At 44.6% G+C, this 20,688-nt stretch carries 21 protein-coding genes, 1 pseudogene and 1 riboswitch; of the genes and pseudogenes, 21 read left to right on the plus strand and 1 reads right to left on the minus strand.

What is annotated here, in order from left to right:
• Positions 1 to 109: 109 nt before the first annotated feature.
• The 20 genes and pseudogenes from FPZ49_RS20845 (at position 110) to FPZ49_RS36930 (ending at position 19,445) form a co-directional block, all read left to right on the plus strand.
• Positions 110 to 1,225 carry an ATP-binding protein gene (locus FPZ49_RS20845; protein ID WP_144850539.1) on the plus strand — a complete coding sequence of 372 codons (1,116 nt, stop codon included), beginning with the start codon at positions 110 to 112 and terminating at the stop codon, positions 1,223 to 1,225.
• A 272-nt stretch (positions 1,226 to 1,497) separates the two neighbouring features.
• On the plus strand, positions 1,498 to 2,139 hold the full coding sequence (locus FPZ49_RS20850; protein ID WP_144850541.1) for an HD-GYP domain-containing protein: 642 nt from the start codon (positions 1,498 to 1,500) through the stop codon (positions 2,137 to 2,139).
• Entirely contained in the window at positions 2,136 to 2,360 is a 225-nt protein-coding gene (locus FPZ49_RS20855) for an aspartyl-phosphate phosphatase Spo0E family protein (RefSeq protein ID WP_144850543.1), read from the plus strand. Before FPZ49_RS20850 ends, FPZ49_RS20855 begins: the two co-directional genes overlap by 4 nt.
• A gap of 102 nt (positions 2,361 to 2,462) precedes the next feature.
• Positions 2,463 to 2,547: riboswitch (cyclic di-GMP riboswitch) on the plus strand.
• Between the two features lie 64 nt (positions 2,548 to 2,611).
• Positions 2,612 to 3,190: a GTP cyclohydrolase I FolE gene (gene folE, locus FPZ49_RS20860; RefSeq protein WP_144850545.1), complete on the plus strand. Its 579-nt coding sequence runs from the start codon at positions 2,612 to 2,614 to the stop codon at positions 3,188 to 3,190.
• A 114-nt stretch (positions 3,191 to 3,304) separates the two neighbouring features.
• A complete protein-coding gene (locus FPZ49_RS20865) occupies positions 3,305 to 4,123 on the plus strand; it encodes a 6-carboxytetrahydropterin synthase (RefSeq protein WP_144850547.1) in 819 nt (272 codons plus the stop codon).
• Positions 4,072 to 4,842: an SDR family oxidoreductase gene (locus tag FPZ49_RS20870; RefSeq protein WP_144850549.1), complete on the plus strand. Its 771-nt coding sequence runs from the start codon at positions 4,072 to 4,074 to the stop codon at positions 4,840 to 4,842. Before FPZ49_RS20865 ends, FPZ49_RS20870 begins: the two co-directional genes overlap by 52 nt.
• A gap of 72 nt (positions 4,843 to 4,914) precedes the next feature.
• Positions 4,915 to 6,990 (plus strand): FapA family protein, encoded by a 2,076-nt coding sequence (locus FPZ49_RS20875; protein WP_186445966.1) that lies wholly within the window; start codon positions 4,915 to 4,917, stop codon positions 6,988 to 6,990.
• A 19-nt stretch (positions 6,991 to 7,009) separates the two neighbouring features.
• Entirely contained in the window at positions 7,010 to 7,330 is a 321-nt protein-coding gene (locus FPZ49_RS20880; RefSeq protein ID WP_144850554.1) for an STAS domain-containing protein, read from the plus strand.
• A 13-nt stretch (positions 7,331 to 7,343) separates the two neighbouring features.
• Positions 7,344 to 7,646: a PilZ domain-containing protein gene (locus FPZ49_RS20885; RefSeq protein WP_144850556.1), complete on the plus strand. Its 303-nt coding sequence runs from the start codon at positions 7,344 to 7,346 to the stop codon at positions 7,644 to 7,646.
• A 29-nt stretch (positions 7,647 to 7,675) separates the two neighbouring features.
• Positions 7,676 to 9,238: a sensor domain-containing diguanylate cyclase gene (locus FPZ49_RS20890; RefSeq protein ID WP_144850558.1), complete on the plus strand. Its 1,563-nt coding sequence runs from the start codon at positions 7,676 to 7,678 to the stop codon at positions 9,236 to 9,238.
• Positions 9,239 to 9,290: 52 nt separating this feature from the next.
• A complete protein-coding gene (locus FPZ49_RS20895; protein ID WP_186445967.1) occupies positions 9,291 to 12,095 on the plus strand; it encodes a bifunctional diguanylate cyclase/phosphodiesterase in 2,805 nt (934 codons plus the stop codon).
• A gap of 150 nt (positions 12,096 to 12,245) precedes the next feature.
• The gene (locus tag FPZ49_RS20900; RefSeq protein ID WP_144850562.1) at positions 12,246 to 13,160 is read left to right on the plus strand and encodes an ATP-binding protein; all 915 of its coding nucleotides are present in this window, start codon (positions 12,246 to 12,248) and stop codon (positions 13,158 to 13,160) included.
• Positions 13,144 to 14,196: an alpha/beta hydrolase gene (locus FPZ49_RS20905; protein WP_144850564.1), complete on the plus strand. Its 1,053-nt coding sequence runs from the start codon at positions 13,144 to 13,146 to the stop codon at positions 14,194 to 14,196. Before FPZ49_RS20900 ends, FPZ49_RS20905 begins: the two co-directional genes overlap by 17 nt.
• Positions 14,197 to 14,212: 16 nt before the next feature.
• Positions 14,213 to 15,784, plus strand: a complete 1,572-nt coding sequence (locus tag FPZ49_RS20910; protein WP_144850566.1) for a methyl-accepting chemotaxis protein — start codon at positions 14,213 to 14,215, stop codon at positions 15,782 to 15,784.
• A gap of 61 nt (positions 15,785 to 15,845) precedes the next feature.
• A complete protein-coding gene (locus FPZ49_RS20915) occupies positions 15,846 to 16,157 on the plus strand; it encodes an STAS domain-containing protein (RefSeq protein ID WP_144850568.1) in 312 nt (103 codons plus the stop codon).
• 3 nt (positions 16,158 to 16,160) lie between these two features.
• Positions 16,161 to 16,997: a PP2C family protein-serine/threonine phosphatase gene (locus tag FPZ49_RS20920; protein WP_144850571.1), complete on the plus strand. Its 837-nt coding sequence runs from the start codon at positions 16,161 to 16,163 to the stop codon at positions 16,995 to 16,997.
• 29 nt (positions 16,998 to 17,026) lie between these two features.
• Entirely contained in the window at positions 17,027 to 17,191 is a 165-nt protein-coding gene (locus tag FPZ49_RS35905) for a hypothetical protein (RefSeq protein WP_222429938.1), read from the plus strand.
• A 1,309-nt stretch (positions 17,192 to 18,500) separates the two neighbouring features.
• The gene (locus tag FPZ49_RS37535) at positions 18,501 to 18,650 is read left to right on the plus strand and encodes an AraC family transcriptional regulator (RefSeq protein ID WP_391563847.1); all 150 of its coding nucleotides are present in this window, start codon (positions 18,501 to 18,503) and stop codon (positions 18,648 to 18,650) included.
• 105 nt (positions 18,651 to 18,755) lie between these two features.
• Positions 18,756 to 18,935: pseudogene (locus FPZ49_RS20930) on the plus strand (phosphogluconate dehydrogenase (NAD(+)-dependent, decarboxylating)); the annotation flags it as partial.
• A 375-nt stretch (positions 18,936 to 19,310) separates the two neighbouring features.
• Complete coding sequence (locus FPZ49_RS36930) at positions 19,311 to 19,445, plus strand: hypothetical protein (protein ID WP_261381517.1); 135 nt, start codon at positions 19,311 to 19,313, stop codon at positions 19,443 to 19,445.
• Between the two features lie 218 nt (positions 19,446 to 19,663).
• Here the strand turns inward: FPZ49_RS36930 and FPZ49_RS20935 are convergent, their stop codons facing one another.
• Entirely contained in the window at positions 19,664 to 19,870 is a 207-nt protein-coding gene (locus FPZ49_RS20935; protein WP_144850573.1) for a DUF1657 domain-containing protein, read from the minus strand.
• 299 nt (positions 19,871 to 20,169) lie between these two features.
• Between FPZ49_RS20935 and FPZ49_RS35910 the strand changes: the two genes are divergently transcribed.
• Entirely contained in the window at positions 20,170 to 20,328 is a 159-nt protein-coding gene (locus FPZ49_RS35910; RefSeq protein WP_186445970.1) for a hypothetical protein, read from the plus strand.
• The last annotated feature ends 360 nt before the right edge of the window (positions 20,329 to 20,688 follow it).

A 20,688-nucleotide genomic window follows, 5' to 3' on the forward strand; every position in this document is an offset into this window, starting at 1 on the left:
GGCTTTTTTTGTCCAGTACAATAGGAGAAGAGTACTATTTTTTATTGAAGAGCTTGATTGAGAAGGGAAGCGGATAGTTTAGCGGCTTATCTTGTTTCATAATAGAGGCATGCAGGAAAAATCAACAGGCTCGGACTTACTAATTGAAATAGATCCTGTACAAAGAGGTGGGAATATGGTTAAAGCTAACGGAACATATTCTGATGTCCCGGAGCTCATAGCTTCTGAACGTACACGTGCGGAAGCCGCTCGAAGAAGGGCCGGGGAAATGACGGATTTAATTGGAGTGCTGGACGAAAATGGGAGGGTCGTTAACGTGTCTCCTTCTCATGTAGCTTTACTGGAGCAACCAATCCGGCAGTTTGAGGGCAGATCCGTCTTGGAGATCATTCATCCGGAGGACGTTTCAGAGGTCGTGGAAACATTTCGGTTTATGCTTCGTGAAAGAAAGCCCGTTCAGCTTGGCTTCCGCATCAAACACGGAAGCGGGTCATGGATCAGTGTAGAGGCGAATGGAAATCCGATCATGGCAATTACAGGTGCTCCGGTTCATTTTGTTGTGGTTTCCAGTGTCGTTTCCGGAAATAAAAGAGCGCGTGAAAGGGGACTGAACCTCCAAAAATTTGCAATCGTTGAGCGATTAGCCGAGGGGATGGCACGTGAAATACGCGGCCCGCTTGCCACGTTAAAAGGAATCTACGGCTTAATGAAAATGGGAATGATCAGGGAACGGTATTACCGTGTAATCGATGAGGAATTTAACCGGCTTGAAACGATAATTGCCGATTTTCTTGCATTTGCCAACCCTGAAGTGTTTGAATTCAAACAAACGAATTTAGATCAAATCATTTCAGAGGCAGCCGAGTATCTGGAAAGTCAAACGATGTTAAGAAATATTCAACTTCTGTATGAGAAAGACAAGGATTTGCCGTACATTCATTGTGACCGCCATAAAATAAAACAAGTATTGGTGAACGTGCTGAATAACGCAATGGACTCCGTGCCATATGGGGGGGATCTTCGAATTCAAGCTTTAATGCATGGGAAACATCACGTGCGGATCCTCATTAAAGACCAAGGCTGCGGCGGTAGAGACGGACTGATGATATGCAAGGAAATTATTAAAAAACATCAAGGGCTCATTGAGATTCAAAGCAAGCTCAATCAAGGCACGACCGTTACGATTATTCTTCCTCTGGCAAACAGCTGTGAAGCAGCTTTTTAAATGCAAGACTTAGGCCCGATTAATTCCTTGCCGGAATTGTCAGACCTTTTTTTATGCGTCTATGCCATAGGAATTAATTCCTAATGAAAATAGTAGATCTTTAGGACGATATAAAATCATAGCTAATTCTATTGCCGGGAGAACTCAATTTTGGGTTGACAGGAAAACGCTCCTATTTTTATGGGGTTTATTGAAACTGGGAATACATGCTGATAGTCTCCGGCCTCCGTTCAGTCCATAATTAAGCTAGCAAATATGAGGAGGCTGCCGTCATGAGTTTGGTCTACATGAAGAGGTCTTATCCGGGAATTGAAAATGTGGTTGAAGCCGATAAGGAGGATATGTGTTTATTTTTAATGAGAAAATTATGGTCCCATCACCGAGAGACGTATTTTCATTCGGTTCGCGTTTCGGCTCTGTGTGCAAAGCTGTTCGATCTATATGGAATCTCGAGAGAAAAACAAGAGACGCTGCTTCGCTCCGCTTTGCTTCATGACATCGGGAAGCTCCAAATCGACAAAGCTTTGCTGGACAAGCGGGGGCTTCTTAGTAAAGAGGAATGGAATATGTTGAAAGGTCACTGCAGGAACGGGACCGGCATCCTAAAGGCCGAACGCTTGAAGGATTTCGTGGATATGGAAATCATTCTTTACCATCATGAAAATTTAGACGGATCAGGGTATTACGGATTAAAGCAAGGGAATTTGTCCTTGGGGGTCAAAATTATTCGGGTTGCGGACAGCTACGATGCCATGATTCATCCGCGTGTATATAGCAGAGCAAAAAGCGCGGATGAAATATTTGATGAACTGCAGCGGCTGAGCGGCGTTCATTATGACGGGGACGTTGTAGATGCGTTATATCAATTGAATAGGCTCGTTAAAAAATTGGAATCGCAGGAGGCAACGTCATGAATGCCGATGAAAAAGTAAATTGGTTGAAGGCTCGTTTGCTGCAGGTATATAACCGTTATGGTCAATTAACTCACCCCGAGGTAGTCAATATAAGCCAACAATTAGATCGTGCATTAAACGAATTGGAGCTGCATCGCAGAAAGACCCGAAGACGATCTGAGAGCCTTCTATATAAATCCCCTAAAATACGACAAAATACTCATGAATATGTCGAAATATAGAATATAATGACGAAAAAACATATAAATAACTACGATTATATATTTTAATATCTGTATATAAATCTAGAAATATGACAAATTTCAAAGTAATGACATTTGACATTTTGATAAAGGCAAACATATCCGAAAGGTATGGACGCAAAGCCACGGGCCTACAGAGTAAAGCTATGGCAGCCGGGTTGCCGAAGGAGAATCGTATCCGGTCCCTTTTGGGCCGGATTTTTTATTTTAACTTACCGGGAGGAATAACTATGAGACACGCAGTAGAAAATGATTTGTTAGCCGATTCTGTCCGCCAAATTCTCCAAGAAATCGGAGAGGATCCTTTCCGAGAGGGATTACTGGAAACTCCCAAACGTGTAGCCAAGATGTATAGAGAAGTGTTCTCAGGGGTTGGTATCAATCCCGACACCGCATTAACGACAACATTTGCGGAGGAATACGATGGCCTAATTACCGTAAAGGATATAACATTTTATACCTTTTGCGAGCATCATTTAATCCCGTTCTACGGTAAAGCGCATATCGGATATATTCCTAACGGCAGAATTGTTGGTTTAAGCAAGTTTGCGAGATTAGTGGAGCTTGTCTCCAGGCGGCCCCAGGTTCAAGAACGCATGACCCAGCAAATTGCCGCAAGCATACATCGCGTATTAGCCCCCAAAGGTGTCATCGTAACCGTGGAAGGCACCCATCTTTGTATGTGTGCCCGGGGCGTGAAGAGACCTGGCAGCACTACGGTAACAACGGTGAAAAAAGGGCTGTTTGCCGATAACACAGCTCTTTCCGAGGAATTTGAAAGGGCGGTTGCAAGAGAGTCGATTAAATAAGCTTTATAGGAATACCCTCCTATGAAAATAAGAAGAGTCAGGGATATATCATAGAACGAAAATAAACAATAATTGCATTATACATATTCGTATTTCGGTGATGGGGGGCATAACATGCTTTACTTATCAAGACAGATCGGATTTTCGGCAACACATGTGTATCGGGTTCCGGAATGGAGCGAAGAGGAAAACCGCCGTGTGTTCGGCCCGTGCAGCAATATGAACGGACATGGACATGATTATAAGCTTGAGGTGATGCTGAAAGGACGATTGGATGAAAAATCGGGTATTGTCGTTAACACTACCCATATAAAAAATATTGTGAACGAGTTTGTGGAGCAAGAGCTGGATGGAAGATTTTTGGACCGCGAGCACCCGCATTTCCAAAAGCATATTCCGACTACGGAAAATTTGGTCGACTATATCTGGAGCTCGCTGGAGCAGCGGTTTGAGGGCTACAACCTTCATCGAATTCGCTTGCATGAAAACCATTATTTATCTTCGGAAAAGGAGGACGGTTCTATGGTTCAGCTTACTAGAAAATACCATTTTTGTTCAGCCCATCGGTTGCATAGCGATTATCTTTCAGAGGAAGAAAATATAAAGCTTTTCGGGAAGTGCAATAATCCTCACGGTCATGGACATAACTACTACTTGGATGTGACGGTGAAAGGAATCCCTGATCCGGTTACCGGAATGATGATCAATCTAGCTGATTTAGATGGAGTGGTGGAAAAGGCGGTGCTGGATAAGGTCGATCATAAGCATTTGAACTTGGATACGGAGGAGTTTGTAAATTTAAATCCGACCTCGGAGGTTGTGGCGATGGTGATCTATAATATGCTGCAGCCTCACCTACCGCAGCTTCACAAGATCGGATTATGGGAAACGGAGAAAAATTACTTCGAATACTTCGGTCCGGAGGTAAGCTGATTATTGATTTTTCGAAGCTTGAAGGAAAGGTTGTTGCAATTACCGGTGCGAGTCGGGGGATTGGAAGGGAAACGGCAAAGCTGTTGTCGCAGTACGGTGCAAAACTACTGCTTGGCTCAAGAAATTTTGAGGATTTGGAGCGATTCTCCAACAGTTTGAAGACCGAAACGCTGCCCGTAGCTTTGGATGTAACAGACGATTTATCCGTTTCTAACTTTGCTGAGCAAGGCATCAATCATTTTGAGAAAGTTGACGCGATTATTAACTGCGCGGGAACCGGGAGCTTTGAAGAATTGCTCCACCTGTCTACGGAGGCTTTCGATAATATGATCGCAACAAATTTGCGGGGGACCTTCTCTTCCTGTCAATATTTTGGAAGACATTTGGAAAAGAGAGGCTCGGGTCACATCATCAACGTTATCTCCATTGCCGGTACAACCGCTTTACCGGGCTGTGCCGGCTACTCGGCATCGAAGTTCGGGGTATTAGGGCTAACCAAGGTACTGCAGGCCGAGCTGCGGGGAAAAGGCATAAAGGTAACCGCTGTATTACCAGGAGCGGTGCGTACTCCATTTTGGGATTCCATTGCACATAAACCCGATACATCGAAAATGATCCCCCCGGAGGTGTTGGCCCAGCATATTGTTTATCTGATGTGCCAGCCTGAGGGTGCGGTTGTCGATGAAATTACCATAATGCCGCTTTTGGGCATTTTGTGAGTATACCTTTGCAGTTTGACGGGGAATCACGGAAATATCGTGAGGTCATCTTTAATAAGGGAGGCAATGACCTTGAGCCGAAGTATTGTTTCAAAGGGTAAAAATGTAAAAGAAGCGGTCGATAGAGCGTTGAATGTACTAGGAACGAAAAACTCGGGCGTAGATATCGAAATTATTGAAACGGAGTATAAAGGGATCATCCTCGGATTGGGATCAAAACCTGCGGTTGTCCGAGTCACTCTGAAGCAGCTAAACAATGCGGAGGAGCATCCCGAACATCACCTGAATCTTGTGAAGCTGCTTGAGATGGAGATCAATAACATAGATTTTACGGAAGATTCCAAATCCGAAGAAGCTGTCGAATTGAAACAAGCCGCCGCTATTCAAGAGGACCTGCATGGTAAGGTATGGGTTCGGGAGGGGCATATCTTCTGCAAAGACGCTCCCAATAAATATCCATTAGTATCTCCGGCGCAAGGTGTGAAGCTGTATAAGAATAACGAAGCCGTTGAAAAAACAGTGATCGTTAGTGAAAACGACATCTTGACTGTCGAGCTTAGCGATGAAGAGCGCGCACCCAAATGGGAGCTGCTGTTAAGCGATAATAAAATGGAGGCCCTTTTAAAGATCGTTCCCGGTGTTCGTATCTATCGGAGGTTAAAGGATGCCGCTCCCAGCAATTTTATTCAGCTGGAGGTTGAGGAAAAGATCATTCCTATAATGATAGATTCCGGCTCGATGATGAATGAAATCCGAGCGATAGGGATTGTTCACGGGGTGGATTATACCGAAATAGCCCGCGCTTGCACGAGCGATGAGGCGGGTACTTTTATAATAGCCAAAGGGAACCCTCCTACACCGGGGAAAAACGGATGTTTTCTTCCCATAAAGGAAGTAACCATCAAGAAAGGTGTCATGGAGCGTCCGGATGGTACTGTCGATTATAGGGAAATACAAGAGTTTCCTTCGGTCGAGCGAGGACAGGTTTTGGGTGTGATTCAGCCGCCCATGCCAGGTATCCCAGGTCAAACCACTACAAATGAATTTGTTCCCCCTCCGGAGGCGCTTCCCCTGACCGTTCAAGAAGGAAGAGGCGTTGTTTTGGTCGAGGACGGAACAAAGGTTGTTGCGATCGAGGCGGGACAACCTGATATTAAAATGATAGGGACAACTGCAAAAATTTCGGTAGTGCCCAAGCTAGTTGTCGGAACGGATGTCAGCCTTCAGAGCGGCAACGTGCGTTATATCGGTGATGTGGAAGTGCTCGGGTCCGTTCAGGACGGCATGCTCGTGGAGGCTCAAGGGAATATACTTGTCCACGGCAGCGTATTTAAGTCGAAAATTATTGCGGGAAATTCCGTCATTATACATAAAAATGCTATATCGAGCACAATCAGTGCGGGTAAGAGCAGTATGCTGGAGCAAGAGCTAACCGGGATTCTCGGGGGAGTATACAATCAATTAAGCCAAATGATGGTGGCGATGCATCAAATCATGAGTGTTTCCGCCTTTAAAGTACGAACCATCGACCGAACAGGTTTAGGGCCTTTGCTTAAAATTTTATGCGATGGAAAATTCAAATCGGTTCCTCCATTGATCATTTCGTTGTGCAATAAGATTAAAACAGGAAAATGCGAGCTTGACCCTGAATGGCTGTCGCTTGCCGAGCTGCTGCATCAAAATTTTATTACTCCGCAAGCTTCGGGGCTAAGATCAATGTATGATTTGGAGGTTTTCTTGAAAAAGGTGGAAATGGTTTACAAATCCGCGGCAACGGAGAAAGAAGCTGTGAACTGTTTTATTAAAGCGAGTTATTTACAAAATTGCGAATTATACTCCGCTGGAGATATTCAAATTGCTGGGAATGGGATTTATAATTCCAAGCTCTATGCCAAAGGCATGATTCAGCTTGACGGATATGTTCGCGGCGGTGAGATTTTTGCCGAAAAAGGCGTGAAAATTCGCGAAGCCGGTACAAAAGGCGGTATTCCCACCAAAATTCAAGTGCCGAAAGATCAAACCATCATGATTAACTGCGCCCTTGAAGAAACCGTGATTCAAATCGGAAATAAAACGCATACATTCACACGGGAAACTCAGCTGGTGCGAGCCCGGTTAGATGAAATAGAGAATCTGATTTTACAATAATATAAAGGGGTGTTTGCGTTTGTTTTCATTCGAGCATACTTGTCAAGACTCTAAAACGCTTGTGACCTTCACAGGAGATTTAGATATCGAAGCGACGGAAATTCTGGAAGACGAAGTGATGCCTTTATTAAGCGGGCGTCCGGAAATCGAAATTGATTTTTCGGGAGTACCGTTTGTTGACTCCTCCGGCATCGGGTTATTAATTACACTTATTACTCATGTTCGTGAAAATAGCGGCTGCGTGGTAATCACGAATGTTTCCTCTGATGTTCAGCAAATATTTTCTCTGCTGCAGCTGTCCGAGATTTTAGGGCATGACGTATTTATCGATTTAAAATAGGAGGTTCCCATCTATGGATAAAAGAATGCATGAACGGGTTTCCGTCGATCCGATCGAGATGGTATTTGAGGAAATTCAGGGGGAAGACGCTTCCTATGAACAAATACCCGTCTACATTCAAGAGGTTAGCTTTGATGGCATTCGTTTCGTAAGTGATATTGAGTTTGCGGTTCATGAAACTCTTCGCTTCCGAATGCCAAGCTTAACGCCTGGCTCTCTCCTTGAAGGGAGAGTTGTTTGGAAAAAGCTGCAGCTCGATCGAAGCTTTCAATACGGCCTCCAGGTCATCGAAGGGGATTCACCGGAAGCAGTTTAGTTAATTCATTAAGAGGGCAGAGGATCGATATGAAAAAGGTAAGGAGTTTTTCTCTACGTACCTATGTGATAGGCATTGTCTTGCTTTCGATGATCATAACGTTAGCGGTCACGATTGGAACGGGATATCAAGTAAGTAAACAAATTTTGTTATCCAGCAAGCTTAAGGATAATTACAGTTATGCTGCAAAGCTGGCGAAGGCAGCGGATATGCATTTGAATACGTTACAGTGGAGGATATCGTTAACGTCCCAGCTGCTTGCCGATCATTTGGATGATCCTGACTTTATAAACAAGACACTTGAAAATGCTCTTTTGAGAAATGACGGCATTATAAATTCAATACTGGTCGCGGATGCTTCCGGGCTTGTGATTGCGGCTCCGACGCAGCAGGGAGAAATCGTCGGCCAGCAGTTGAGGTCGGAAGCAGCCCGAAAAGCGCTTGAGGAACAAAAGGAACTCATTTCCACTCCGTTTCAAGCCCTGACGGGTAGGTTGGTCATTAGCATATCTGCACCTATAGTAGGCCGGGAAAATCGTTATTCAGGATTTATATCTGGCACTATTTATTTGGAGGAGTCAAACGTGCTTTCTAATCTCCTCGAGGAACATTCCTTTAGTGACGGTTCCTACGTTTATGTTGTTGATTCTGCCGGAAATTTGCTGTATCATCCCGATTCCAGCCGTATCGGCGAGCAGGTTTCCAGCAATCCGGTTGTTCGGGCGGTGATGGAGGGTAACAACGGCTTCATGCGCACCACTAACACAAAAGGAGCGGACATGCTGGCAGGGTATGCCGCTCTCCCGAGTAGCCGATGGGGAATCATTGTGCAATCGCCGACAGAAATTGTTGATCCATTAGTAAAACAATTTATTAAGAATTCATTAGTATACATCATTCCTTTCTTTTTCATACTGCTGCTGCTGGGCTGGTGGCTTGCGCGGGTGTTATCCGCCCCCTTGCTCCATCTTGCGAAATATGCTGAGCGTCTATCGCGCGGGGATGTTGATCAACCTGTGCCTGATCTGTCTATTAAGTATTATGAGGTCAGCGAACTGCATCAAGCGATGCTGTATGCGGTAAGGTTTCTGAGCAAACGTGTACACGATCTCAAGAACGAGGCACAAACAGATACTCTCACCGGATTGTTGAACCGAAGATCGATGAATAATTGGGTTCAGGAGAGTATGGAAAAGGAAATGCCTTTTTCAATAATTATTATGGATATCGACCATTTTAAAAAAGTTAATGATACCTACGGCCATCAAATGGGCGATGCGGTGCTGAAATTTCTTGCTGAATTTTTGCAGAAGGAAGCCGGAGAGGACAATATATGCTGCAGATTCGGCGGGGAGGAATTCGTAATGCTGCTTTCGCAAACCGATATTTACACAGCGAAAACGGCAGCCGAGCGGCTGAGAAGAAAATTGGCTCATACCATTTGTCCGACCGGCGGGCAGATCACCCTATCGCTCGGCGTAGCCGTATACCCGGATACTGCAGGGGATTTTCCATCCTTGCTTGCGCATGCGGATAAGGCTTTATATCGCGCCAAACGGAATGGCCGAAATTGCACGGTTACAGCATGCTGACTATAGTCACGTCTCAGCGGTTTCACTAAGCGAATGTAAGGGGGCAAGGCTCATGGCTGTAAATATAATGGATGAGAAATTTGGTCCAATAAACAGCTTGTTTCAAGGCTTTCTGGAAAGCACCACGGACGGTGTTTTAATCTGTGATAAAGATACAAAGGTCATCATGGCAAATCCGGCTTTTCAAACGATGTTCGGCTGGGAATTCTTAGACCTCGCTGGAAAAGACCATAATGAAATTCCAATCTTTTCAGTCGGGCAGCGCGATGAAGGGAATCAGCTGCATCGAAAACTAGTAACGGAAGGTCATGTCTCTAATTATATTACAAAACGCATGCACCGAAACGGCAGCGACGTTCACGTTTCCGTTTCACTTACAATAGTTGAACATTTGCAAAGTACATCTTACATTGCTATTTATCGAGATATTACGAGTCTAGTTAACAGCAGGATAAGGATTAGGGATAGCGAGCAATGCCTTAGATCATTATATGAGCATCATTCGGAGCCTGTTTTTACTTTGGATTTGGAAGGCCGCATTACTGACTGTAATTCCTTGTTTTTACAGCAGTCCGGATTCAGCGCACAAGAAATACTTGGTATGCCTTTTATGCCCCTGATTTCCCCAACCGATATTAACAGAACGATGAATCACTTTAATGAAGCGAAACGGGGGAGAAAACAAAGGTATGGAGTCACAGTAATAGATAAAATGGGCCGTTGTCTTGAGTTGGATGTGACCAATATCCCTATTCAGGTTAATGGCGAGATTGTCGGGGTTTATGGAATCACTAAAGATATTACCGAACTGAAAAAGGTTCAACGTCAATTGCGCGATCGGGAACAGCATTTCAAATCGCTGTTTAATCATCTGCCGGACGCCGTGTTTTCCTTTGATTTACACGGAAATTTTACCGGAGCAAACGCGGCTACCGAGAAGCTTCTCGGGTATAACACGAATGAGCTGAAGGGATTTTCCTTCAAGCCTTTTGTGTTGGCAGAGGATCTTCCCGACACGGCCAACCATTTTAAACTGGCTGCTGAAGGCAATATCCAGAGATATGCCACCAGAGGAATCGATAAAAAGGGAAGAATGCTTGATCTCGACGTAACCAATTTGCCGATCTATGTTGACGGCGAAATTGTAGGAGTATTCGGCATAGTTAGGGACATGACTGACATAGCGGAAGCGCAAAGGAAAATGGAAGAAAGTGAGCGGCGTTATCGAAAACTGGTCGAATTGTCGCCCAGTCCGATCATTGTTTACTCTGAGGGGAAATTTGTCTACATGAACGATGCAGCCGCTAAATGCTTTGGAACTAACGATCCTGAAGATATTTACGGCAAACCCGTTTTGGCGTTTGTACACCCTGAATTCCATCAGCTGGCTCGCGAGAGAAGCCGAACCGTTACGGTTGAGCGAGAAACGTTAAGCTGGGAAGAGATGAAGCTGCTGCGGGTGGACGGCTCTATCTTCGATGCAGAAACGATCGGAACCACGATAGAAATCGACGGTAAAACATCTTCGTTATTGATTATTCGTGACGTTACAGAACGTAAAAAAGCGGAGGCCATCGTCACCTATCTGGCCAATCACGACATCCTTACGGCTATTCCCAATCGGTTGTATTTCAAGCGATTACTGGAACAAAGGCTTAAGCAGCATGCAACCGGCATGCTCGTGTTTATCGATTTGGATCGCTTCAAAGCAATCAATGATACGTTTGGGCATTCCGTTGGAGATCTCCTGCTTCAACAAGTCGGGCAAAGGTTAGTATCCGTGAATAATAGGGGGATTTTTTGCAGACAAGGCGGAGATGAATTTATCTCCTTTTTTTCGGATATAGAGGAGATAGATGCAGCTTCCATTGCACTAGAGATGATTGAAAAGCTATCTAGACCCTATGAAATCGACGGAACCTTTTTGGATATTACTCCGAGTGTAGGAATTAGTATGTACCCTAAGGACAGCAATTTCGCGGAAATGCTGATCAAACAAGCTGATGCCGCGCTGTATGCCGCTAAAGAAAAGGGCAGAAATACATATGAGTTTTTTTCCAAGCGATTGGAAGAAAAAAACGAAAGGAAGGCATGGATCGGCACCCAGCTTCGAAAAGCCATTGAATTTAATGAATTTGAGCTTCATTTTCAACCCAAACACAATGTCCAAAGTAAAGTAATCCTTGGTGTGGAAGCATTAATCCGCTGGCAGCATCCCGAAATGGGAATTATTTCGCCCGATCAATTCATTCCCGTAGCCGAGGAAACGAGACTTATACTTCCTATTGGCGAATGGGTGCTGCGAACGGCTTGTAAGCAAGCAAAACAATGGAGCAATCAAGGACATTCGCTGGTCATTTCCGTTAATGTGTCCGTCCAGCAGTTTTTACAGGAGGATTTCGTCACCCGGGTTCAATATGCTCTAGCCGAATCTGGGCTGAGTCCGGAGTTTCTAAATTTAGAAATCACGGAAAGCTTGCCTATGTTTGATTTTGATACGGTTATCGTTAAATTAAATCAAATCAAGTCTTTAGGTGTAACGATCTCATTAGATGATTTTGGTACAGGGTATTCTTCCTTGTCTTATTTAAGTGAGATTCCGTTTGATTATGTGAAAATCGATAAATCTTTCGTAAAACATATTCACACACATTCGGTTCATTCCAGCATTATTCAAAGCGTAATTTCTATTGCTCATACCCTAAATAGAAAGGTTGTCGCGGAAGGGGTCGAATGTGAGGAAACACTTCATTTCCTGCAAGAGTCCGGCTGTGATGAGGTCCAAGGATTTTATTTGCATCCTCCCCTGACCTCAGTTCAAATGGAGAAACTGCTTCAACTAGGAAGGTATTCCTAATCGGGTTGTTGACCTGGAAAATAAGAATTGCCGGTGATAGGTATGAAGCGGCGGAAATGATTTACTAATCATAATAATTAAGTTGGTGAGAACCTCGACCGGGAAGGGCTTCAGCTCGCTTGGAATTTCGCAGGAGGTGGCCCATACGTTGTGAAGACTTTTCTCCAAAAGCTTTTTGGTCTTGGAGGACACGATACAAATGTTCAATCGCAAGAGCTGCCGCCTCCCCCTTCCATGCGAAGCTTACGTGAACATCAAAGGGAATCGGCAATCGAATGGGTTGCAAGCCGGATGAGGCAGTTGCTTCAGACGGAATGCCGGGAAGCGGGAGCGTTAACGGATGATGAAAAAAAATATCTGATCTATCTGGCCTCCTGCCTGATTGAATGGGTGGAGAAGGATCTAGATGTTTATCTCTCAATTAAGGAAATGCCGTTATCGGATAAACATCATAAGTACCTGCTTAAGGTTTATGAGGAAGTGAAAGAGGAGATCCGTCATTGTTTTCCACCCGGAAACACAGAACCGATGGAGCAGCACGAGGATGAGGCAGTATGGCGGGTATACCGCGATGTTCTGCACGCCGTCACGCAAAAAAAATTCCTATTGATTCGGGAAGGGGAAGTCAGTTCCTTCAGGCAGGGGGACATCATTTGTGAAGCAATCATTAAAGAACGATCCGATATCCCGAGGGCCAGGGATTTAGCCAAGCTAAGCCTGCTCGAGCTTGGTGTTTCGGCGTCCTCGATCATGAGTCACTTGCTGCTCATTTCCGAAGCAATTACGAACGTTCTCAAACACGCAAACGAAGGAAAGCTTACTATCGTCGACGCTAAAACTTCCCTGCATGTGCTGGTGGAGGATACAGGTCCGGGCTTTCCGTTAAAAATACTTCCCTATACGACGCTGATGGCTGGTTATTCAACCAAAAAGTCGCTGGGGCAGGGCTTCACATTAATGATGAAAATGGCGGAGCAGGTGCTGCTGTCCACTTCTTCCAGGGGCTCCACCCTCATCCTCGTTTTTCATGGGAAAGAAGGTGCCAAACATGAAAGTATTGTCTAATGCCGATGATGTAATCGCGAGAACGCTCCGGACATCCATGCTGATCGATGGCTTTTGGGAGAGGTGGTTGGTTCATGGAATAGACCGCGATGAATTAACTAATATCCGCAGCCGAATTACCACCATCGAAGGCTGGAGCGAAGGTTGGCTATCCGTATCCAATAAAATGGAAACGATCGCCGGACGGCTTAAAGAACAGAAGCAGCTGGGCGAGGCGGAATACATGTACCGTGCAGCCTCGCTTGGATATAATCTGATTCATTGGATCTATCCGGATCGGAATACGGAAAAAAGGAGATGGTACTCATCCTGTATCCGTGCCTTTCATTCCGCAGATTTATTATCGCCCATCGAAACGTGGTACAAACAGATTGAAGTCGAAAATAATAAATGCCCGGGTAGAATTCGAATTCCTTCTCAGACGCGCGGATGTATTATTATCGTCAATCCGATTGACTCGACGAAAGAGGAATTATTTAAATATGAAATGGATTTTAATCAAGGCGGATATATTACCGTAAGCTTTGACGGACCGGGACAAGGAGAAACCTATACCTTTAACGGCCTAAGAGGTACGAAAACCAGATGGGAGTCCTTTATGGATAACCTGATTGAGTTTACCGCGGATGAATTCCCGGGACTGCCGGTTTATTTGTTTGGCACAAGCCTGGGGGCGTCATGGGCCGTTTACGGAAGCTGTCACCCGCTGGTCAAGAAGACGGTTGCCTGCAGTCCTGCCGTACAATTTGAGAGGCTACAGCTTCCGGCTTACTTTCTGGAGCGGATGGATTATTCCTGTACGTTAATCCCGGAGCAAAGGGCGATTCCAGACTTCAAGAGCTTGCGATATCGTTCGCCTGTTATGGTCGTTCATGGGAAAAAAGATCAGATGGTGCATTCCTCCGACATGTATCAATTGTATGAAAGTCTGCCTGCCGGCAAAAGCTTGACTGAATATGAGGAAGAGGGGCATTGCTGCAATTACCGATTGGCCGAAATCAGGCAGCGGGCCATGAGCTGGTTTGCTCTCAAGTAAGAAAGGAGAAGACGGAATGATTCAACGAAAAAGCTCGCTGCAAAGACAATTTTTAATCCGTATGCTTCTTGTCCTGATCGTCACGGCCGTTGTCTCGGGCGGCATTCAGTTATATTTAATCAACACACAAATTTCGCAAGAGACCGAGAGCCAAGCAATATTGGCGGCACAAAGCGTAAATAACGGGATGGGAGAAACGATCGCGGCATCCGCCGCCATTGAACATCAAATCGATTTGAAATTGATTTCGTATTCGAAACATATCGCAGATTTGCTGAAAGGAAAAGAACCCGACACGATTCGGAACGATGATCTGAAAACCATTCGGGACCAGCTGGGGATCGCGGGAATTACTCTTTTAACCCGAAAGGGCGACGACATTGTCGGGGTCGCTTCCACGGACCCGACGGAAATCGGGTTTAGCATGAAAAAAGTCGGTTTCTACGAGGCAGGCACAATGCTTCTGGCGGGTGGAAAACCTCCGATTCCCGGAGCGACGTATTTAGAAAACAATATGGTGGTGCTTCCAATTGCTCAATCGGGCTCACATGAGGAGCAAGCCGCATTTTATAAATACGCTTATTATCATCCTCCAGGAACCTCATATGTCATCAACCCCTATATCGAGGCAGGCGAGGTCAACCAGTTTATCCGGCAGGTAGGTCCGGATGCATGGATTCCGAAGCTAAAGCAGGAAAATCCGTATGTGGTTGAAGCGGCGGTGCTGACTCCGAAGGTGTTTGCGGATCCCGCGCTGGAGCAGAAATTGTACCCGCCCTTAAAAAGAGTCGTAAACGGCGAACACGAATACCAAACCGACCGGGATATAAATTTGTTAAAAAAAATGGCGGATCAGCCTGTCAAAGATACCTCCATACAATTAGTTAACGGAAAAAAGCTTTACAAAATGTTTATGCCTGTCCAGAAGGATCAGGTCGTATATATCGCATTGGATTACGGAAAAATTAGTGCGCCTTTGTATCGCCATTCGATATTATTAATCATTTTTGGTCTGCTGTCCCTTGTAGCGCTGTTTATGCTGACGGCCAGCTTTTTTACCCGGATCTACCGGAACATACAGAAGATTATTCAGCAAATAAATCATCTGGAAAAAGGCAACTTAACCGTGAAAAGCGATGTGTCCGACAAAGGGGAGCTGGAGGCGCTGTCCCATTCCGTAAACACCATGACCGACGCCCTTCATCAGCTGCTGACGGCTACGTACGAAAAAGCGACAAAGGCTCAAATCGTCTCAGCCGTGCTGGAGGTGGAAGCGAACCAATCGGTCGAGAAGGTCTACACGATCTCGATGGAAACGACCGCCAAATCAAGGGAATCCATTGAAGATATTCAATATTTTCTGGATCAGATTGAAGCGCATTTGGAAGGACAGAAGGAAAACCCGAATGCAAAAGAAATCCTCGATAAAGTGGACGGAATGCGTAACCTGGCCAAAGACAGAACAAATAATACGACGGAGATCACGATCACGCTTTCCGATTTAATCAAGTCTCTGCACGGGCAATCCAGCGAGCTTTCCAATCTTTCGAATTCCCTGATGCAGCAGCTTGGAAAATTCACTTTCTAAAAAAATTTACCGCAGTCGGACTGAAATTTCCTGCATCTGCGGTCATGATGGAGGTCCCGCAATGTCTCTGAAAATTGAGGCAAGTATAAACGCTTCAACCTTTATGCTTAAACTGTTTGGTCTGATGGATTATTCGACCATAGATGGCTTTAAGCTCGATATTCCGGAAAATATCGACAAAATACAGATAGACTTCACCAATATCGACTTTATTGATTCTACGGGTATCGGTTCGTTGATTTCGATCATTTATACTGCGGAGGAACGAGGACTTGATGTCGAATTTACAGGATTAAACGACAGCACCCGTGATTTGTTTGAAACGGTAGGGGTGTTCAGAATTATGGAGGCTCTTTTGAAAGGGGGCCTATAGAGGATGTATTCTCGTCGATTTTTGCTCCATTCCCAAGACGAAATCGGTTCCCACAACGCAGCACTGCAGCGTGAAATTCATTTGGCGCGGAATATTCAAACCAAGCTGTTAAATGGAGAAAAGCCGGAGCTAAAGGCAGGTGAGGTTTCTGGAGTGTCGATTCCGGCACGGCTGATCGGAGGCGACTATTTCGATTTTTATCCTCTTCCTAACGGCAGGCTCCGCATCGTGATAGGCGATGTGATGGGGAAAGGAATTCCGGCTGCCATGCTGATGATCCTGACGCGAGGAGCCTTCCGCAGTGCGGCGGAATCGACGCAAGGTCCCGGGGAAACCCTTACGGCGATGAATAACGCCATGTACAAGGATTTGAGGGTGTTAAATTCCTTCGTTACCGTGTTCTGCGCCGACTGGGACCCGAATACAGGCATAATGATATATGCTAATGCGGGGCATACTCTGCCGGTAGTTATCCGTTCCGATTTGCAGGCATTTGAACCTCCGAACCTCAAAAACGTCATGCTTGGCGGACTTCCCGGGCAGATATACAAAGAAGAACGAATCCATCTTAAAGAGGATGATTTGATTTTCTTTTATACGGACGGGATCGTCGAGGCTCAAAACCGCGAAGGCGAAATGTTTAAAATTGACCGGCTTATTGCGCTGCTTCGGAAGAATGTATATAAAAAAGTATCCGAGATCGAGTCCGTTGTCGTGGACACCCTTCATAATTTTACGGATGGATTGCCGCAAAAAGACGACATCACCATGGTTATTCTGAAGATTGATAAAGAAAACACGGAGATCGCTAGTTTTAATGCTCCAATTATGACAAAGTGAAGAGTAGTGAGCCTGAAGCGGAGCGAATCATGCTGCGCTACTTGGCAGATCTCGGAGAAAAGGTCGAGCAGCTGTGCCTGACCACGAGGGAGCCGTCAGCGAAGAAACTGCATATCGCAAAACAGATTGTGGAAGATGAACGTTTGCTGTCGAGCAAGGGGATTCGCTCGGCGATTGACCCAGAAGCGCGGTAGTAAAACTCCAAGTATTATTTTTTGTTATTGGTGGAGTTCCCTCAGGAATCATACTTTGTGTAAAACTAACCGTCACCGTATATGCGGTGTTCCATTGAAGCGGCCCTTTAGGAACCAACATAAACCCATGATCTTCATTAGCTATTTTAGTTCGGTCAACTAGATAATAGTCTACACTACCTGACGGCCCGGATATTTGTCCGCTGATGAAGGTAAATCTATTTTCGAAAGAACCGCTAATTGTGATTGGGTAACCAACTCTAGCACCTTGCTTTCCATAAAAAGCCAAGGGATTCGGAGTTTCAGAAGCAGCCCAAAATGGAGTGACGTTTGATTGGCCATTGTAAGGGTAATAAACTACCTTATCATTCAGCTTGTGGAGTTGTTAATCCAAACGGAACAATACATTGCACAAAATAATAAGCTCTGGTTGAAAGAAGAGTTCGAAAAATACCAGTGAAATCAAGAAATATTACAATTGAACTCGAGAAATGCATGCCTGCGGTATATAATGTGACACATCATACAAAACTAACCGTTTTCACTGAATAGAGGAACGGATTTTTTTACTTAGTTTTTTAAACAGTAAACACAAACACTATATAGTGTGACACATCATTCATATTGAAAACTGTCGGGTGACAAGAACTTGATACATTACAAGCCGCATAATAGGGACTGTTGACAAAGTCTCGGCTAAACAAAACGCTGATGATTCACTACAATATATAGTGGATCATCAGCGTTTTTAATTCCAGATATTGTATCACCTAGATGTGAATTGCTGTTTGTCAACAGTCCCTAATACGCGGTTTTTTTGTCTTATGATATAAAGTTCTTGTCAAAACCAAATGACAAGAACTTTATATCATTCCCGAAATTGACAAGAACATTATATCATTTCCGACGGGCTGTGAAATGAGGGCTACAGTAAGGTCGCCCCCTTGGTGATAAAATTGAAGTCAGTCAAGTAAATTATGATTTCATATAATGTGTTATTGACCAACCTAGGGGATTAAACTAACTGGCAGAATAACGCAGGATTTGCCTATTGGTGCGTCTAATATTTCTATGGTGCATTTGTCATAGAGAGTGGGAGCTGTAAAATGAATTTCAATGAATTGAAGGAAAACATCCTTATGTGCAAGGATTGCAAAGAAAAGTTTGGATTCACACCTGTACCTATTTTTCACGGAAAAGAACGAAGCAAAATAATGCAAATAAGCCAAGCTCCTTCAAATAATGTCCACCCGTAACGAGGTACGCATTCACGCTTCCCTCAAACTGTTACGAGAGACCGACAACAATCATTCATATCGCCCAAGTTCTAGGTATTAATGATTTGAGCCATTTTAACAAGCTGTTTAAGCAGTATATGAAACTGACTCCAAGGCAATATCAAATCCAATTCCGTAATCGCTTGGATCTAAATCAGCTTCCAATGTATACGCCACCCTAAACCAAAGTGGTCAACCAGGAAAACTGGTTGACCTTAAAATCGTTCATATTTGTTTCGCCGATGTCGGATGACATACTGATTGATGTATTAAAATAAAAGCTGGGATCGCATTTCTTTTTTGATATATATGAAGATGTCGCTCGAGTATGGAATAACGGCTCTGTTATTCGTTCCTGGCTGATGGAGCTTACCGAGCACGCGTTTTCGAATGGCGCTAAATTAGATACGATAAAGGGCATCATGCATTCGTCGGGCGAAGGGAAGTGGACGGTGGAAGAAGCTTTAATATTTATTGCTTAGAAGTGTTGTCGAAGCCTTGCTATCACTGTATTTTGATATAGTTTTACACACCATATATGGACACCCTTGATCTAAGCTATGGGAAGTCCATTTTTTTGTCTTTGAAAAAGAGTGTGGTGTGAGAATATGGCGGCTTATTTTCATGAATGAGAGTGGTTCCTCTGTTCCAGCCGCTTGAGGCATCCTTGGTTTACCTTGGAGCACGCCAGGCTGCTCTCTCTGGTTTTCCTGCCATTCAAGATCGATCAAAGGATTCAGAAACTGGTACATTTTCAGACGCATTATGTACTTGTAAAAGCCTTTTATCGCGGCTAAAAACAGGTGAACTGTTTTCGAGCTCTTGCTTGTCGTGAAGATGTCATGTCGATCTCGACCACGAACCTTACGCTTTATTTGCTAAATGAGATGCTGCCGGCGGACACTGCAGCATTTAGTGGAGACTACGAGCATTTTGTGAGAGTAATCGACGTAGCCGGCAACGAATCGCCGTCATGACAGGTAGGGCTTCTATATTTCGGAAAAAAGTTTTTTGAGTACCACTAGGGGCATAAAAAATTGAAACCGAATATGATAAATTACTCCGTTCCTGAGCCAAGGATTGAGATGAGATCGGCATCATTTAAGGTTCGGATCGCCGACCGTTTAGCGCTTTCGCGGTACAAAAAGCGAAGACCCGGGCTGCATCGCCTCGGGTCTTTTCGTTTTATTAATTCCTAGAATCCCTTATACTGTGGCTCTTCGCTTTCCAACTGCTGTACACGCGAGCTTACTTGATCAACGATTTGCTGGGTTTGCTTTGCACAATTTTCGAACAAGGTTTTCGCTTCCTGATTTTGTGTGCTCAAAGCAAATGTTTCGAGGCCTGCTTGAGCACTTTTAAGCGAAGCCAGAGTTGTTTTCACTTGTGATGCTACAGTCATTGAATATCACCTCCATTTGGATAATATGTACAAGCCTAACGAAGATATACTGTCGCCCCCGAATCGATATACCCTTCTTCAAAGGAACCCCTCCATCGGCATCGGCTGGTGGGGTTTTAAAGTTGAATGAGCAGGTAATGCGTTAAAGTCACCTATTCAAAAAGCCCGCCATAATTGGCGGACTCGTTTGGCAAGCACCAGAACCGTTTGCTCAAATTCAATGAGTTGCAACAGTCTATGAATAATAATAATTGCACATTGGAAAAGATAACCTATACTCAATAAGGAGGGAATCGAGAATGCCCAATGAGAAAATTGATATTGAGACAGACGGAGATCCTGAAACAATTTATGAAGATACTGCTGCTCATGAGCATACAGAAGGGTTTATGGTTGAAACTACAACACAAATTCGTTATGACGATGTAAATGATGACGTGATCGGAGTAGAATATTAATTTTCAAAGAAATTCCATCTTAGTATTCGCCGACTGAATAAAGGCCCGATGATCATCGGGCCTTTCCCGACCACTCATAAATGCCGATGTAGTTCAATGGTAGAACTCCAGCCTTCCAAGCTGGTAGCGTTGGTTCGATTCCCATCATCCGCTTAAGTTAGGACCTACAGTTATGTAGGTCTCTTTTTATGTGCGCCACGCATGGCGATTAACTAGGCGGTGAAAGTCCGCTGTGGGGGCTTGTAGTTGCCAACCACTAGCCAAGAGCAAGGGTGTCCATTGCAAGGTGGAATCTGAAGGAAGCTGGAGGCAAACTTCCGACCCGAGGAACACGAATATCATCAGGCACAGGATATGGGA

Origin of the sequence: Paenibacillus cremeus (genome assembly GCF_007786445.1) — a bacterium.
Lineage (GTDB): Bacteria > Bacillota > Bacilli > Paenibacillales > NBRC-103111 > Paenibacillus_G > Paenibacillus_G cremeus.

Bases quoted from the DNA above. Each gene is read 5' to 3' on its own strand.
- FPZ49_RS20845 (WP_144850539.1), top strand. From the start codon at position 110: ATGCAGGAAAAATCAACAGGCTCGGACTTACTAATTGAAATAGATCCT.
- FPZ49_RS20850 (WP_144850541.1), top strand. From the start codon at position 1,498: ATGAGTTTGGTCTACATGAAGAGGTCTTATCCGGGAATTGAAAATGTG.
- FPZ49_RS20855 (WP_144850543.1), top strand. From the start codon at position 2,136: ATGAATGCCGATGAAAAAGTAAATTGGTTGAAGGCTCGTTTGCTGCAG.
- folE (WP_144850545.1), top strand. From the start codon at position 2,612: ATGAGACACGCAGTAGAAAATGATTTGTTAGCCGATTCTGTCCGCCAA.
- FPZ49_RS20865 (WP_144850547.1), top strand. From the start codon at position 3,305: ATGCTTTACTTATCAAGACAGATCGGATTTTCGGCAACACATGTGTAT.
- FPZ49_RS20870 (WP_144850549.1), top strand. From the start codon at position 4,072: ATGGGAAACGGAGAAAAATTACTTCGAATACTTCGGTCCGGAGGTAAG.
- FPZ49_RS20885 (WP_144850556.1), top strand. From the start codon at position 7,344: ATGGATAAAAGAATGCATGAACGGGTTTCCGTCGATCCGATCGAGATG.
- FPZ49_RS20890 (WP_144850558.1), top strand. From the start codon at position 7,676: ATGAAAAAGGTAAGGAGTTTTTCTCTACGTACCTATGTGATAGGCATT.
- FPZ49_RS20895 (WP_186445967.1), top strand. From the start codon at position 9,291: ATGGCTGTAAATATAATGGATGAGAAATTTGGTCCAATAAACAGCTTG.
- FPZ49_RS20905 (WP_144850564.1), top strand. From the start codon at position 13,144: ATGAAAGTATTGTCTAATGCCGATGATGTAATCGCGAGAACGCTCCGG.
- FPZ49_RS20910 (WP_144850566.1), top strand. From the start codon at position 14,213: ATGATTCAACGAAAAAGCTCGCTGCAAAGACAATTTTTAATCCGTATG.
- FPZ49_RS20915 (WP_144850568.1), top strand. From the start codon at position 15,846: ATGTCTCTGAAAATTGAGGCAAGTATAAACGCTTCAACCTTTATGCTT.
- FPZ49_RS20920 (WP_144850571.1), top strand. From the start codon at position 16,161: ATGTATTCTCGTCGATTTTTGCTCCATTCCCAAGACGAAATCGGTTCC.
- FPZ49_RS35905 (WP_222429938.1), top strand. From the start codon at position 17,027: ATGCTGCGCTACTTGGCAGATCTCGGAGAAAAGGTCGAGCAGCTGTGC.
- FPZ49_RS36930 (WP_261381517.1), top strand. From the start codon at position 19,311: ATGTCGATCTCGACCACGAACCTTACGCTTTATTTGCTAAATGAGATG.
- FPZ49_RS20935 (WP_144850573.1), bottom strand. From the start codon at position 19,870: ATGACTGTAGCATCACAAGTGAAAACAACTCTGGCTTCGCTTAAAAGT.
- FPZ49_RS35910 (WP_186445970.1), top strand. From the start codon at position 20,170: ATGCCCAATGAGAAAATTGATATTGAGACAGACGGAGATCCTGAAACA.